13 protein-coding genes are annotated in these 15,621 nt (G+C 43.7%); 7 read left to right on the top strand and 6 right to left on the bottom strand.

What is annotated here, in order from left to right; translation table 11 throughout:
• The first annotated feature begins 29 nt into the window (after positions 1 to 29).
• The gene (locus ADP71_RS07555; RefSeq protein ID WP_019957573.1) at positions 30 to 293 is read left to right on the top strand and encodes an acyl-CoA-binding protein; all 264 of its coding nucleotides are present in this window, start codon (positions 30 to 32) and stop codon (positions 291 to 293) included.
• 68 nt (positions 294 to 361) lie between these two features.
• Here ADP71_RS07555 and ADP71_RS07550 read toward each other — a convergent pair whose 3' ends face one another.
• The 4 genes from ADP71_RS07550 to ADP71_RS13130 form a co-directional block, all read right to left on the bottom strand.
• Entirely contained in the window at positions 362 to 1,798 is a 1,437-nt protein-coding gene (locus ADP71_RS07550) for a sensor histidine kinase (protein ID WP_171461046.1), read from the bottom strand.
• A gap of 17 nt (positions 1,799 to 1,815) precedes the next feature.
• Complete coding sequence (locus ADP71_RS07545) at positions 1,816 to 2,493, bottom strand: response regulator (protein WP_019957575.1); 678 nt, start codon at positions 2,491 to 2,493, stop codon at positions 1,816 to 1,818.
• A 103-nt stretch (positions 2,494 to 2,596) separates the two neighbouring features.
• A complete protein-coding gene (ruvB, locus tag ADP71_RS07540; protein ID WP_019957576.1) occupies positions 2,597 to 3,622 on the bottom strand; it encodes a Holliday junction branch migration DNA helicase RuvB in 1,026 nt (341 codons plus the stop codon).
• Positions 3,623 to 3,745: 123 nt separating this feature from the next.
• Entirely contained in the window at positions 3,746 to 3,997 is a 252-nt protein-coding gene (locus tag ADP71_RS13130) for a GlsB/YeaQ/YmgE family stress response membrane protein (protein ID WP_019957577.1), read from the bottom strand.
• A 200-nt stretch (positions 3,998 to 4,197) separates the two neighbouring features.
• On the opposite strand from ADP71_RS13130, the gene hemC reads away from it, so the two are divergent.
• The 6 genes from hemC to ADP71_RS07505 all read left to right on the top strand — a co-directional run bounded on the left by hemC (position 4,198) and on the right by ADP71_RS07505 (position 11,658).
• Complete coding sequence (gene hemC / locus ADP71_RS07530) at positions 4,198 to 5,130, top strand: hydroxymethylbilane synthase (RefSeq protein ID WP_019957578.1); 933 nt, start codon at positions 4,198 to 4,200, stop codon at positions 5,128 to 5,130.
• Positions 5,131 to 5,149: 19 nt separating this feature from the next.
• Complete coding sequence (locus ADP71_RS07525; RefSeq protein ID WP_019957579.1) at positions 5,150 to 5,887, top strand: uroporphyrinogen-III synthase; 738 nt, start codon at positions 5,150 to 5,152, stop codon at positions 5,885 to 5,887.
• Positions 5,888 to 5,964: 77 nt separating this feature from the next.
• Complete coding sequence (locus ADP71_RS07520) at positions 5,965 to 7,245, top strand: uroporphyrinogen-III C-methyltransferase (RefSeq protein WP_019957580.1); 1,281 nt, start codon at positions 5,965 to 5,967, stop codon at positions 7,243 to 7,245.
• Positions 7,242 to 8,450, top strand: a complete 1,209-nt coding sequence (locus ADP71_RS07515) for a heme biosynthesis HemY N-terminal domain-containing protein (protein WP_171461045.1) — start codon at positions 7,242 to 7,244, stop codon at positions 8,448 to 8,450. The genes ADP71_RS07520 and ADP71_RS07515 overlap by 4 nt, the downstream gene beginning before the upstream one ends.
• Before the next feature lie 63 nt (positions 8,451 to 8,513).
• On the top strand, positions 8,514 to 9,329 hold the full coding sequence (locus ADP71_RS07510) for a sulfite exporter TauE/SafE family protein (RefSeq protein WP_019957582.1): 816 nt from the start codon (positions 8,514 to 8,516) through the stop codon (positions 9,327 to 9,329).
• 208 nt (positions 9,330 to 9,537) lie between these two features.
• Positions 9,538 to 11,658 carry a cation:proton antiporter domain-containing protein gene (locus tag ADP71_RS07505; protein ID WP_019957583.1) on the top strand — a complete coding sequence of 707 codons (2,121 nt, stop codon included), beginning with the start codon at positions 9,538 to 9,540 and terminating at the stop codon, positions 11,656 to 11,658.
• Positions 11,659 to 11,719: 61 nt separating this feature from the next.
• Here ADP71_RS07505 and ADP71_RS07500 read toward each other — a convergent pair whose 3' ends face one another.
• Both ADP71_RS07500 and ADP71_RS07495 read right to left on the bottom strand, forming a co-directional pair.
• Entirely contained in the window at positions 11,720 to 13,237 is a 1,518-nt protein-coding gene (locus ADP71_RS07500; protein WP_019957584.1) for a hypothetical protein, read from the bottom strand.
• Between the two features lie 120 nt (positions 13,238 to 13,357).
• Positions 13,358 to 15,538, bottom strand: a complete 2,181-nt coding sequence (locus ADP71_RS07495) for a malate synthase G (protein ID WP_019957585.1) — start codon at positions 15,536 to 15,538, stop codon at positions 13,358 to 13,360.
• Positions 15,539 to 15,621 lie beyond the last annotated feature (83 nt).

Genomic DNA, 15,621 nt, shown 5'->3' with positions numbered 1-15,621 from the left:
TGCAGTATTCTTAATTTAAGGAAAATAGAATGAGTGATTTGAACCAACAATTTGAACAAGCCCAAAAAGACGTGGTGAGCTTGGCTGAGCGTCCTGAAAACTCTGTTTTGTTGAAATTATATGCTTATTACAAACAAGCTGTTGATGGCGATGTGAGTGGTGACAAACCAGGTATGTTTGATTTGGTGGCTAAGAAAAAATATGCTGCTTGGGAAGAGTTAAAAGGCACGTCTTCTGATGAGGCTAAACAATTGTACATCGCTGAAGTAGAGCGTTTGTTAAACGAAGAATAAAGCGTCCTGAATGTAAAACAGCTTGGAAATCATCCAAGCTGTTTTTTTATGTGCATATGCGTGGCCTGTTAAGTATTTTCCACTGTGTTGTTGTGGTTTTTTAGGGTGATGGCTTTGCTTAAACGGCTGGTTTTAACTTTTTGCAAAGGCAATTGAAATTTCACTTGCAAACCTTGAGGCACCACATTTTTAGCGCTGATTTCGCCTTGATGTTGTTCTACCACGTGTTTGGCAATGGCCAAACCCAAGCCTGTACCATTACTGGTGCCGCTGCTGTCAGCACGGTAAAAAGCAGTGAAAATATGCGGCAATTGTGCTTCATCGACACCATTGCCATTGTCTGTAATCAAAACAGTCAGTTCTTGTTTGCCCAGTTGGCAATTGATGGTAATGACGCTGCCAATCGGACTGTATTTGATGGCATTGCGTAAAACATTGTCAAAAGCTTGGTATAAATAGCCTTCGTTGGCACGAATAATCACATTTTCAGTGCAAGGGTTCAATTGTAGCAATTGTTGTTTTTCTTCAGCCAATAGAATGGAATCATTGATTAAATTCTCAATGAATTCATTGAAACTCAAATCATCGTATTGAATCTGTGTGGTTTTGTTTTCAAGGCGGGCAAGCGTTAATAACTCACCTACCAAATTGTTCATACGCAGTAATTCATTGTCTAATTTGCCTAAGTGCTTGTCTAGTTTGGCAGGTTGTTGCTGAATCAAGCCTAATATGGCTTGCATGCGAGCCAAAGGCGAGCGCATTTCATGTGAAACATGGTGAAGCAAATGGCGTTCTTTTTCGACCAAGCGTTGTAATTCAACTGCCATATCATCAAAATCAATGGCCAAATCAGCCAATTCATCTTGGCGTTTGCCCATATGGGGTCGAATGCGTGTGTCCAAATCACCACCTGCCAAAGAATGGAAGCCTGTTTGTAAAATTCGGATGGGTTTGGAAATGTAATTGGCCAAGATATAAGCAGCCGCAAGGCCTGCCAGTAAAATCAAGGTGACGGCAATCAGTTCATGCCAAATTGGCGCAAGCGGTAAGCCGGGAATCAGCGGTGGTCTTGGTAAGACAGTAGGGATGGTTTGCTGCCAATTTTCGATGAAAAAATAATATTCTTGCCCCCATGCATCGGTCGCAATACCTACTAAGGGCGATTGGCGTTTGTCTGCAATAAATTGCATGACATGTTGTAACTCTTCGGCATTGACAGGACGGCCTAAAATGTCTTTATGGTCGTCCCCACGCACCACCAACAAGCTGCTGATGGCACTCATGTGTTGCCAATCTTTGAGTAAGCTAATGAGTTCATCCTCGCCGCGTTTGCTGAATATATCCACGCTTGTATTAATCATGGATGCTTGAAAATTTCGTTGTTGGCGAAATTGCACATCAGCCACAGTGGTTTGTACTACCCAAAATGAAAATGTGGCAATGACAATCGAGGCAACAATAACCAAGCAAAAAATGGAAAAAATTTTCAGAAACAGGCGATTCATATGAATTTAAGGCTTACTCAGTTGCGCACAAACAAATAGCCCAAACCGCGTACGGTTTGAATCAAGCTGGCATCACCCAATTTTTGGCGAATGCTAGAAATGTGTACGTCAATACTGCGGTCAAACTTCGCCAATTTGCGATCCAAAGCTTCTTGTGACAAGGTTTCTTTACTCACCACTTGACCTGCATGGCGCATCAATACTTCTAATAAATTGAATTCGGTGCTGGTTAGCTCTAATGATTGATCATCTTTGGTGGCTTGGCGTTTTGATGGTACCAATTTGACATTGCTCACAAACAAAGTGTCTGAGTTAGGTGTCTTGTTTTGTTGGCTTTCGGTACGGCGCAAGATGGCATAAATACGTGCCAATAATTCGCGAGGCATACAAGGTTTAGGCACATAATCGTCTGCACCCATTTCTAAACCAATAATGCGGTCAATGTCATCGCCTTTAGCGGTAAGCATGATGACAGGGATGTTGCTTTGTTGGCGAATCGCTTTCAAAGCATCCAATCCATTCATAATGGGCATCATTGAGTCCAGTACCACAACATCGTATTGGCCAGACAAAGCTGCATCGCGACCAGCTTGTCCATCATGCTCTATGCCGATTTCCAAACCTTCTGCACTTAAATAATCGCTTAACAATTCTGTTAATTCTGTATCGTCATCAACCAATAAAATACGGCTCATGATAGTCTCCCAATATATATATATGGCTTTATTCTGCCTTTGATTGTTAACAAAAGCCATGCTTTAACTGACTTTTACTCAAAATTCCATGCTTTAAGCATGTTCAAACTGATAGATTGAAATGCAAGTAAGTTCGTTCCGTTACCATACGTCCACGAGGGGTTCTTTGTAAAAAACCTTGTTGAATCAAATATGGTTCAATCACATCCTCTATCGTATCGGTAGATTCACCAATAGCAGCGGCAACGTTTTCAAGACCGACAGGGCCGCCTGTAAACTTGCTGAGAATGGTTTGCAATAGTTTACGGTCTAACATATCTAAACCTTCGTGATCCACATCAAGCATGTGCAATGCAGCATCGGCAACTTCACGAGTGATTTGACCAGCATTTTTCACATCGGCAAAATCGCGTACGCGACGCAATAAACGATTGGCAATGCGTGGTGTGCCGCGGCTGCGTTTGGCAATTTCAAAAGCCGCATCAGGCAACAAGTCCAATTGTAATAGTTGTGCTGAACGGCTGACAATGTGGGTTAAATCTTCGGCATTGTAAAACTCCAAACGAGCTACAATGCCAAAACGATCACGTAATGGGTTGGTCAACATGCCTGCACGAGTGGTCGCACCAATTAAGGTAAATGGTGGCAAATCAATTTTCACTGAACGGGCTGCAGGGCCTTCACCTATCATGATGTCTAGTTGGTAATCTTCAAGAGCAGGATACAGAATTTCTTCGACAATAGGACTTAAACGGTGGATTTCATCGATGAACAAAACATCATGTGGTTCTAGATTGGTCAAAAGTGCGGCCAAATCGCCAGCGCGCTCTAAAATGGGTCCTGAAGTTTGACGCAAATTCACGCCCATTTCTTTAGCAATGATGTGAGCCAATGTGGTTTTGCCTAAGCCAGGAGGACCGAAAATTAAGGTATGATCTAAAGCTTCGCCCCGCAGTTTGGCCGCCTCAATGAAAATATGCAATTGCTCACAAGCCTTGGCTTGACCAACATAGTCTTGCAAGGATTTTGGGCGTAAAGCACGCTCTAGCAACTCTTCTTGGTTGGATAAGAGGGGTGATGCAATGGTTCTTGCAATGGGTTGGGAAGACAAAGAGTCGGTTTCTAACATAAAAGCGTCCTGTAAACGACTTGCAAAAAGACATTTTAACGGTTTTATAGGTCGAAAGCTTAATAAACCATGAAGCCCTGTTATAAGACCATCATAACAGGGCAAAAGTTAATTCACGTACCATTAAAAAATCAGTCGGGCCAAGAAAATCAATACCACAGCACCCAATACTCCGAACAGCAAACCAGGAATGTTAAAGTTACCTGCATTGTTTGCAGCACCGATTTTTAAGACGCTGCCAAATAGCCAACTGCCTAAAGCGGAGCCTACTATGCCAATAATGATATTCATTAAAATACCAGTGTTGGTTCCCATAATCACGCCGGCTAACCAACCAATGATACCACCGACTATTATGCTGATAATGATGTTCATGAGCCACCTCTTTTGAATGTGTTGAAGTAATGGCGTTTAGGACTATGAAAGTAGAGCTTTAATTCCCGACTGTACTTGTTTTAACACTCATTGTTAGATTGTGATTGGATTGCTTATTCATATAATAGGACCAGTCTTAAGACGGGTTTAGGTGAATATGGTAAACTTGGTTTATCTTTACATTACAGCGACACACCCTCATGCAAAAATTGGTGATTGCGTCACGCGAAAGCGTATTGGCCATGTGGCAAGCACAACACATTCAAGCTCGTTTGCAGCAGTTATATCCTGATATGGATATTAGTATTTTGGGTATGACAACCCAAGGCGACCAGATTTTGGACAAAACTTTGTCTAAAATTGGTGGTAAAGGTTTGTTTGTAAAAGAGTTGGAACAAGCTTTACTCGAAGGCCGTGCTCACTTGGCAGTACACTCGATTAAGGATGTGCCTATGGTGTTGCCAGAAGGTTTTGTATTGGCGGCGATTGGGGAACGTGAAGATCCTTATGATGCGTTTGTGTGCAATCAATATCAAAGTTTGGCTGAATTGCCAGCAGGTGCTGTAGTGGGAACATCTAGCTTGCGTCGTGAGGCACAAATTCGGGCGCAATACCCTAATCTAGAAGTCCAACCTTTGCGTGGTAATGTGCAAACTCGCTTGCGCAAACTAGATGAGGGGCAATACGATGCGATTATCTTGGCTGCCGCTGGATTGAAACGTTTGGGCTTGCAAGAGCGCATTGCCAATTTATTGACGCCGCAAGAAAGTTTGCCTGCAGCAGGGCAAGGTGCATTGGGCATCGAAACTTTGGCCGAGGCCAAAGAAGTACAAGATTTATTGATTCCTTTGAATCATGCGCAAACTGCCGCATGTATCACAGCGGAACGGGCTTTGGCTCGTGCGCTTAATGGTAGTTGTCAAGTGCCACTGGCTGCATTTGCAACTGAAGAGGATGGTATTTTGACTTTACATGGTTTGGTGGCGCATCCTGATGGTTCTATGGTGTTAACTGCTCAAGCTCAAGCACCTGTCGCTTATGCAGATGCTTTGGGGCGAGCGGTGGCTAAAAAACTAGCCCAAGATGGTGCCGAAGATTTGATTGCGGCGGTGTTGAATTCAGAGTCAGCTTAAGCGGCTTTTGGAAACGAGTATGGCTATGAAACATTGTGTTTTGGTTGTCAGACCTCAAGAACAAGCGGTTTCCTTGTTGAATTATTGTCAACAGCAAGGCTGGCACACAGAGTTGTTTTCCAGTTTGGAAGTGCGAACTTTGACTCATACTCATGAGGCTGTGCAAGCGGCCTTAAATGCGTCTGATGTGGTTTTTTGGGCCAGTGCCAATGCCATTGCCAGTTCTAAAAAATTGGGCGTGGTGCCACCGCTGCGCAATGTTTGCGTGGGTCAGGCAACTTTAAAAGTGTTTTACCGTTATTTTCCTCGCTCTGTGGCGGTGGCGCCTGATGATGGTTTGGACAGTGAAGCGGTTTTGCGTCTGCCTTTATGGCAAGATGCAAGCTTGCAGCGGGTATTGATTGTCAATGGGGAAGGTGGGCGCAAATGGTTGACGCACAGTTTGATGGGGTTGGGCAAAAGTGTGCAAACTTTGTCGGTTTATCAGCGCATTCCTGTAGCGGTTGATTGGGATCGTTTTCGTCAAGTGACGCAAGCGTATAATTGTATGGTTTGTGTGTATTCACTCGAAGCAGCAGCACAATTGTTTGAACAAGTGCCTGTTGATTTGCGTGAACGTTTACAATCCTTGTTATACTTCACTATTCATGAGCGTATTGCAGAATCATTGCGTGATTTAGGAGTCCATCGTGTGTTGGTAGGACAAAATGGACATGAAGATGTTTTGCAGTTACTACATGAGCATGCAAAAAATTAATCTTCACATATCTTACCACTGACTATGTGGTTATCATAATCATAATACAAAACATATTCATCACTTAGGAGGGCCACATGGCAGATCAACCTGAAGCAAAACCTTCACACACCGAAAGTTCAGCATCCAATCAAGCTGTGCCAACGGCGGTTGTGGCACCGAATCCCGTAGTCGTACAGCACAGCAGCGGTGGAAAAGGCATGGCATTGGGTGCGTTGGTATTGTCATTGTTGGCTTTGGGTACGGGTGGTTTGTTGTTTGTACAAGGCCAAAACACTTTCAAAAATCTTGAAAGCAATGTCAGCCATAAAATTGATCAAGCCAAAGTGGGTGAAGTAGATGCCTTGTTGGCGATGAAAACCACCCAAGAATCCCAAAAAATCTTGGCGCAGCAATTACAGCAATTGCAGCAAGACAATCAACGCTTAAATCAACAATTGGTTCAAATTGATCAAGTATATCAACAACTGGTTAAATCCCGTCATCAATGGTTGATTGATGAAATCGAGTTCAGTTTGAATGTCGCCACTCAACAATTATTGCTAACGGGCAATAAAGAAGCAGCCATCAAATCTTTGCGCAGCATTGAAAATCGTTTGAATCAATTTAACCGTCCTGAATTGATTCCTTTAAAGCAGGCCATTAGCTCTGATTTAGTCGCGTTGAGCCAAGGTGCCTCAAATGTCAATGTCACTTCTACGGCAGTGATGCTCAGCAGCCTAGAAGGGCGCGTTGATGGCTTGAAAACTTTGCTAGAAAGTACGCTGACTCAACCTGAATTGGTGAAAGATTCTGCCAATGAAAATGCTGCGTGGTGGGAAAATGTTTGGGGTGATGTGAAAAACAGTTTCCGTGGTTTGGTAGAAGTGCGCAAATTGGATAATAAAGATGCCATGTTGATTGCGCCTGAGCAAAGTGAGTATTTGCGTGAGAACATTCGTTTGCATTTGGTCAGTGCCCGTATTGCATTGATGCAACAACAAAGTGAATTGTATGCCAATGAATTGCAAACAGTTGAAAGTGCTGTGCGCCGTTATTATGATTTGGCACATCCATTGACCAAGGCATGGTTGGCAGACTTAGAAAAAGTGCAGCAAGTACAATTGGGTGGTAACTTGGGCGACAGTTTGAAAAACAGTTTGGCGGCAGTGCAAGCGTACCAACAAAAAAATCCATCAGAAGCAAGTGTTTTGACTTTGCCGTTACCTCAAACAACAGCGCCTACGGCTCCTGCTGAAGAAATTCAAGATGCCAAGCCTGCAGCGGCCAGTGAGCCTAAAACAACTGTGCCTGAAAAACCGGAACCTAAGCTTGCGCCTAAAGCTGCCGCCTCTGCGCCACAAGGAGGTCAAGCATGAAGGCTTTGATTTGGTTGGTGGTTTTGTTTGCTGCGGCAGCTGGAGTTGCTGTATTAACCCATGCTTATCCTGGTGATGTGTTTATCATCAATGGTGATGAAATGCGCCGCATTTCTTTGAATACTTTTATTATGGCCACAGTCTTTTTGATGGTAGTGGTGTATTTGGTATTGATGTTATTAGGGCGTATTTTGTCGGCCCCAACGGGTATGCGTCGTTTTAATCAACGTCGTCGTCGCGAGCAAGTGGCTCATTCATTGAATGAGGCAGGTCAGGCTTTTTTTGAAGGCCGCTTTCAGCAAGCCCAAACCCAAGTTGAAAAGATTTTAAAAAACAAGGCTTGTGGTGATGCTGAGCCTTTGGCTTTGATGTTAGGTGCATACAGTGCTGAGCAAACTCATGATGAGGTTGCCAAGCAAAACTATTTGCAACGTTTGTCTGTTTTGCCTAAGTCTATGCAGTTGTCGCGTTACTTGCTTGAAGCAGAAAGTGCTTTAGAGCGTTATGATTATGAAGTGGCGCAAAAATCGATTGATGCAGCCAAAGCTTTGAATCCCGGTTTAACACGCTTGCTGCAATTAGAGCTACGCATGGCAGTGGATCAAAAAAATACCATGCAAGTATTGCGTTTGTCTGAACAATTAGGCAAAGCGGGTGCTTTGAGTAAAACTGAATTGCAACAATATCAATGGGTTGCGTATCGTCAATTGTTGGCACAATGTCAAGATGCCAAAGCATTGAAAACGTGCTTGAAGCGAATTCCTGAAGCTGATCAAAAAGGCGGCCTGAGTGTTGAAATTGGTGAGCGTTTTCAGCAATTGGGCTTGTATCAGCAAGCAGTGCAATGGGCGAAAACCCATTATCCGATTCAGCGTGACGTGGCATTATTAACAGTGTTGTTTGAATCGGTACAACATTTGTCAGATAAAGAGCGTCAGTTGGCTTTTGAAGTAGCGGATGGCTGGTTAAAAACATATCGCGAGGACAAAGATTTACTATTGGCTTTGGGTGAGGCAGCTTATGAACAAAAATTATGGGGCAAAGCGCAAAGTTATTTGGAAGCGAGTTTGTCGCAACAAGAAACCATTCAAGCCCATTTGAATTTGGTAAAAGTGTTTGAAGCCACTGAACAAAAAGCATTGGTTGAGAAACACCAAGCGGCAGCTTTGGCTTTGGTGCAAAAAGTAGGTACTTGGGAAGATTGATGTTGAATTGAAATGTAAAAGCCGCTATAACCAAGCGGCTTTTGTTTTTTTGGGGGAAATAATATGGGTTTGGATGTTACAGCTTGGATAGTGATGCTGTTAGCAGGTGCATTTGCAGGATTTTGGGCAGGTTTGTTGGGTGTAGGAGGTGGCTTAATTATTGTCCCAATTATGGTGTGGATATTAAGTGCTCAGCATGTGGGCAGTGATGTGAGCCAGCATTTGGCCATTGGTACTTCGTTTGCAGTGATGGTATTTACCAGTTTATCCAGTGTGCTCGCGCAAAATAAACGTGGGGCGGTACAGTGGGATTTGGTATTGAAATTGGCACCTTGGATGGTTGTCGGTACATTGGTTGGCGCAACCGTTGCCAAATGGATACCTGGATTGGCTTTGAAAATGGTGTTTGTCGTGTTTGCTTATGTGATTGCAGTGCAGACTTTTTTAGATTTCAAACCCAAAGCAAATCGTCAAATGCCTGGCGTTGTAGGTTCGGCAGCTTCCGGCTCTGCCATTGGTATGCTTTCTTCTTGGGTTGGCATAGGTGGTGGTTCTTTATCGGTGCCATTTATGTTGTTTTGTAATGTACTGATTGTAAAAGCAGTAGGAACATCGGCGGCTTTGGGTTGGCCTATTGCCATTGCAGGCAGCATGGGTTATTTGATTAATGGTTGGTCAGTGTCTGATTTGCCGCAAGGTGCGGTGGGCTTTATCTATTTACCGGCTTTGTTGGGTTTGGCTGTGGGAACGGTGACATTTGCGCCACTGGGTGTGAAAGTTGCGCACAAATTGCCACCGCGTAAATTGAAAATTGCATTTGCTTGTATGTTAACTTTAACGGCCACGCAAATGCTGTGGAGCATCGTTCAAGCTTCTTAAAAAGAATTGATATGCGTTTATTGCAATAAAACGGTTGCCAAAAATATGAAAAAAACGCTATATTTAATTGGTGTATTAAGGTTTTAAATCTGTTTTTTGGTCGGAGTGGCCATGTTTTTCTGACATGGCTTTCAGGTCGAGTGCACACCATCATCTATCGATTTTGACAATCGTCTTCTGTTAATCATTTCTATATAAAGGGGTGCCGATGGAGCATTCTTATCCTCTGGTTGAAACCATTGTCGGAGGCTTGGTCTTTGCGTTTATCTTGGGCATGGTAGCGCAAAAATTACGCATGCCACCATTAATTGGCTATTTGTTTGCGGGTATTTTGGTAGGACCTTTTGGTCCAGGCATTCCTGGCTTACAAGGAAATTTAGAGTTATCACATCAATTGGCTGAGTTGGGTGTGATTTTGTTGATGTTTGGTGTCGGTTTACACTTCTCTATCAAAGATTTGATGGCGGTGAGAAAAGTGGCTTTGCCAGGAGCCATTGTGCAAATGGGTTTTGCGACCATTTTAGGCATGGGCTTGGCTGCATTAATGGGCTGGAGCTGGGGCACTGGTTTGGTATTTGGTATCGCTTTGTCTTGTGCCAGTACTGTCGTGCTGATGGCTGCTTTAGAGCGCTGGCATTTGAAAGACTCCAATCGTGGTCGTATTGCCATTGGTTGGTTGATTGTTGAAGACATCGCCATGGTGTTTGTTTTGGTGTTGATTCCCGCTTTGGCAGGCTTATTGTCTGGCAAAGAAGAAAGCATGGCATTTTCTGAAGTGGCTTGGTTGGTCGGTAAAACCACTTTCTGGATGGTGTTGTTTGTCGCGGTGATGATGATCGGTGGTAATAAGTTGATTCCGTGGTCATTGAAAAAAGTGGTGCGCACGGGTAATAAAGACTTGTTCCGTTTAGGCGTGTTGGCAATTGCCCTGGGTTGTGCCATTGCAGCGCATTACTTGTTCCACGTTTCTTTTGCCTTGGGTGCTTTTTTTGCAGGCATGATTTTAAGTTCAACTGAAATGAACCATGCAGCAGAAGAAGAAACCATGGCAGTGCGTGATTTCTTCACGGTGTTGTTCTTTGTATCAGTGGGTATGTTATTCAATCCAGGTGTGTTTACCAGTATTTCAGGTGTGACCTTGGTATTGACAACTTTGTTGATTATTATCGTAGGTAAGTCGGTAGCAGCTTACGCCATTGTTAAGATGTTTGGCTATCCGAAGACCACTGCTTTGACCATTGCTGTGGCTTTGGCACAAATCGGTGAATTTTCGTTCATGATTGCCTCTTTGGGTTTGACTCATGGTATTTTAGAGCCTGAGCAAAACGATGCTATTTTGGCTGCCGCCATGATTTCTATTATTTTGAATCCATTGTTATTTGTATGGTTGAATAAATACAAAGAAAAAGCAAACAAAGCAGCTGCAGCCAAAGAAGCGCAAAACAAAACGGATGTGTTGCCTGAAGGTGCAGTGGAGCAAGAAGCCGTTGTGGCTGTCGATGATGGTAAGCCGCATGCGAAAGTCGCTGCACCCATTAAACCTTTGTCTATTAAATTTGAAGACGAAGACATGGTGGTGGTGCCACAAGCATTTCATCACAGTGTGTTGATTGGTTATGGCACCATCGGTAAAAAAGTTTTGAATGCCTTGCGTGAAAAAGGGCAAAGCGTCTTCGTACAAGACAGCCGTTTGGAAGTGGCAACGCAATTGCGCTTTGAGGGTGTACCTGTGGCTTATGGTCATGCTTTGTCTGAAGGCATGCTGGAGGCGGTATTTGTTCAAAGTGCGCGCGATTTGATAGTCACCATTAGCGATACTGTGGAAGCTGTGGAAATCATCAGTATGGCTTTGGAATTGAATCCGAATTTGAATGTGATTGCTCGTGCGCAAAATGAAGATGAATACCGCATGTTGCAAGCAGCGGGCGCTCGCAATATTGTGTATTTCCATGAAGTAGTGGCAGAAAAAGTCATTGATATGTTGAGTATGGATGAGCCTACACAATCTCAATTGCAAGAGGATATGACCAAAGTCATTGTCACCGCAGTGGAAGCTCACCGTCCTGAAACCGATGCGGTTGATGTGAATGGTGCATCTACTACGGCAGCACAAATGGAAGCGCAAGAGTTGGATGCGGTTGCTGTCGAGGTGGTTAAGGGTGATGAAGTACCCAATGCTGCTAAGCAACGTGCGGCCATGCCTGAGGTGAGTGTGAATACCAAAGATGTGACGGTAGAAAATACTTCGCCAGCGGCACAGATGGAAGCTGAGGAGTGTGATGCTGTGCAAGTGGAAGAAGTGCACAAGCAAACCACTTTGAAAAAATAGCCTAAGTATTGACTGTATCAAAGCTTTAAAAAGCGTCCTGTAAACTTTACAGGACGCTTTTTTATATGGACTCTGTTGGCGGGGATTTTTTTTGATACTGTTGCCAGAAATGAGCGTGATGTCGCTCGAATTGCTGTATGCCTAATAGCAGATAAGGTGCTGCATCTTCTAAATTTTTTTGCAAAGAAGGCGGTGCATTGAGCAAATAAGGTTGCAAAATGGTGAAGCCACGGTAATGGTTGGCTGGTAAAAATGGAAAACCGATGGTGATGGTCAGAGGACTTTGTTGGTCTAGACAAATTTTGGTTTTGATTTCAACGCATGGAGTCACATAAATAGGCAAATAAATCGATGACAATTTGCCTAAACTCAGTAAAGCTTGTTTGTTTGGATTGCGTTGCCAATAAGATTCCACAGACTCTTCGGCAATGTTTTTGCGATAAATATCTTGTCCATTGAATAAAACAGTATCCAATTGTAAATGGGTTTGTTTGCTCAGTTTAGACAGCATATGGGCTGCGGTAAAGCCAGTGGCAAGCATGGTTTTTTTACTCAGCACATCATTGTTTTTGGGGAGGTCTTGTTGGGTGTTTAAACTGATTTGAGAGCGATTAGACAGGGTTTTAATAATACTATATGCGTATTGATGTATGTCTTGATTGGTTTTTCCCAATAAATAATCATTCACAAAGCCTAAAATGAAATGCCAGTCTGCACCAAATTGTGCGACGCGCAAATGGCTAATGGCGCTGGAAGTAGGCTCGTTTAAAGCTTGACTGATATTTTCTTGATTGTGCCAATAAATAGGGCATTGTGCCAAATTGGCAATCGTACTGCCCAAGTAAGCGCCAACCCAAAAAATAAAATTGATTTGGTCTGGGCGCAGTTGATCTTTATGATTGACAAAATCTTGCTCCAATTGGATAGGGTACAAAATACTGTCTAGTTGTTGCAAACTGTTAATGGAATAATCCCAGTAGGATTTGTGTTTTTCAATTATGTCTGCATAAGCCAAACCACCGGGAATGACGGCTTGCTGGTAGACCATTTGTTGGAAAATATGCATCCAAGTGGTGGGGTCGCTAATATGGCGTAGTTGTTGTGCCAAAATAATGTTCTCAACTTGTATGCTCAACGGTGTTGATACTACCTCTAATGACAGTTGTTTGAGAACCAAATCTATGGGTGGTAACCATTGGTTACCAAGATGCAATAACATGCTGGTGCTTAACGTGCGTGGCAATCTTTGTTGGGCTTGAGGATTGGTTTCGGTAAATTTTTGGTAGCTATACCAAATTGGTTGTTCCCCAAGCGCATGACCCAGCACTTGGCCAATGTAAGCGGACAACAATAAAATGGTGTTGCGTTGATTTTGACTATGAGATTGCGGTGAGAAAAGCTGGGCACAATGGTTGCGGTGGTATTCAAAAAAGAGGTCTAGGTCTTGCAAACTATCGAATTGTTTGTTCCAAGTCAATTGACGCAACGCTTCTTCGAGGTACCATCCACCCTTGGGGTTCTGATGGCTTTCAAAACACCCGAGCAAATAATTCATGATTTGATTGGCTTCGATTGACATGGTGAGCCTGTATCCATTGTAAAAGGTAAAGCTTGTATAACAATAAGCAGTCCAACTATGGATACAAAAGCGTCCTGTAAGTTTTACAGGACGCTCTTTTTTATTGCAATAATGTGTGAATTACACCAAAGCTTGTGCTTTTGCTACTTGGCGATAGTGGTGTAACAATGGCTCAGTATAGCCGCTAGGTTGAGCCGTACCTTTGAAAATCAAATCAGATGCTGCTAAGAAAGCAGGTGATGTTTCAAAACGACCGACCATCGGCGTGTAAACCGCATCACCAGCATTTTGACCATCAACCACAGCCGCCATGCGCTCTAAGCTTTCACGCACTTGTGCTTCACTGACAATGCCATGCACCAACCAGTTGGCAATGTGTTGGCTAGAAATGCGCAAAGTGGCACGGTCTTCCATCAAGCCAATGTTGTGAATGTCTAATACTTTAGAGCAGCCTACACCTTGTTCCACCCAGCGCACCACATAACCCAAAATACCTTGGCAGTTATTGTCCAACTCTTGTTGCTTCTCAGCATCAGACCAATCGGTATTTTCAGCTAAAGGTGGCGTCAACAATTCATTCAACAAATCTGCTTTTTCGCCTGCCAAAATTTCTTTTTGAACATCAAATACATTCACTTGATGGTAATGCAAAGCGTGCAAAGCCGCGCCTGTTGGTGATGGTACCCAAGCGGTGGTTGCACCTGATTTAGGATGGCCGATTTTTTGTTCCAACATTTCCGCCATCAAGTCAGGCATCGCCCACATGCCTTTACCAATTTGTGCTTTGCCAGCCAAGCCGCAAGCCAAACCGATGTGCACGTTGCGCGTTTCGTAAGCTTTGATCCAATCGCTGTTTTTAATGTCGCCTTTGCGCAAAACCGCGCCTTGGTACATAGATGTGTGCATTTCATCGCCTGTGCGGTCCAAGAAACCTGTGTTGATGAACACCACACGTTCTTGGGCTTGAGCGATACAAGCTTTCAAATTAGAAGAAGTGCGACGCTCTTCATCCATAATGCCCATTTTTAAGGTATTTGCTGGCAAACCAGTCAATTTCTCAGCCTCACCAAACAAACGATTGGCAAACGCCACTTCTTCAGGGCCGTGCATTTTTGGTTTTACAATGTAAACCGAGCCTGAGCGGCTGTTGGTATTCTCACCACGGCTTAAATCGTAATGTGCAATCAACGCCGTCATCACGCAATCCATGATGCCTTCAGGAATTTCATTGCCATCTTTGTCCAAAATCGCAGGCGTGGTCATCAAATGACCTACGTTGCGGATGAACAACAACGAACGACCTGGCAATTTGAAGCTTTGACCGTCTTTACCTGTGTATTCACGATCTGGATTCATGCTGCGGGTGAATACTTTGCCGTTTTTCTCGATTTCTTCAGCCAAAGTACCTTGCATCAAACCAAACCAGTTGCGGTACACCAAAGTTTTGTCTTCGCCATCCACAGCTGCAACCGAATCTTCACAGTCCATGATGGTCGACAAGGCCGCTTCCATGATAACGTCTTTGATGCCAGCAGGATCTTGCGCACCGATGGCGCTGGTTTTGTCGATGATGATGTCAAAATGCAAACCATTGTGTAAGAACAACAATGAAGCAGGTGCGGCTGCATCGCCTGTGTAGCCTACGAACAATTCAGGCGATTGCAAAGCAACGTTTGAGCCGTCCTGTAAAGTCGCTTGTATTTCACCATTAACAATGGCGTAAGCGGTAGTATCTTTGTGGCTGCCTTGTGCTAAAGGAATGGCTTGGTCTAAGAAGTTGCGGGCAAATTCAATCACTGCCGCACCACGTTTTTCGTTATAGGTTTTGCCTGCTGCCAATTCGCCTTCTTGAGCGATGGCATTGGTGCCGTACAAAGCGTCGTACAAGCTGCCCCAACGAGCGTTAGCGGCATTGATGGCATAACGAGCGTTGTTGATAGGTACGACCAATTGAGGGCCAGCTTGTGTTGAGATTTCCACGTCTACATTGGCAGTTGAAATTTGGAAGTCTTCAGGCACATCTACCAAATAACCGATTTCTTTTAAGAATGTTTGATAAGCCGCTTGATCTTGGATTTTGCCCGGATTTTGGCGACACCATTCATCCATTTGGATTTGGATTTCATCACGTTTTGCCAACAAAGTCTTGTTAACGGGTGCCAATTCGTGCACCAAATCACTGAAACCTTGCCAGAAGCTGTTAGAGTCAACGTGTGGATGATTTGGAATCAACTCTTGTTCAATGAATTGGTACAAAATCTCATCTACTTGTAATTGTGCGGCTGTTTGGTATTGTGCCATTGGATGAACTCCTTTGTAATTGAAACATGCTTGTTTAGCAAGCATCTGTTTATCATGATTAGCAGTCTAGCGATTTTGGTTTT

The organism is Vitreoscilla sp. C1 (assembly GCF_002951955.2).
GTDB lineage: Bacteria > Pseudomonadota > Gammaproteobacteria > Burkholderiales > Neisseriaceae > Vitreoscilla > Vitreoscilla stercoraria.
This window is presented reverse-complemented; position numbering and strand designations above follow the sequence as displayed.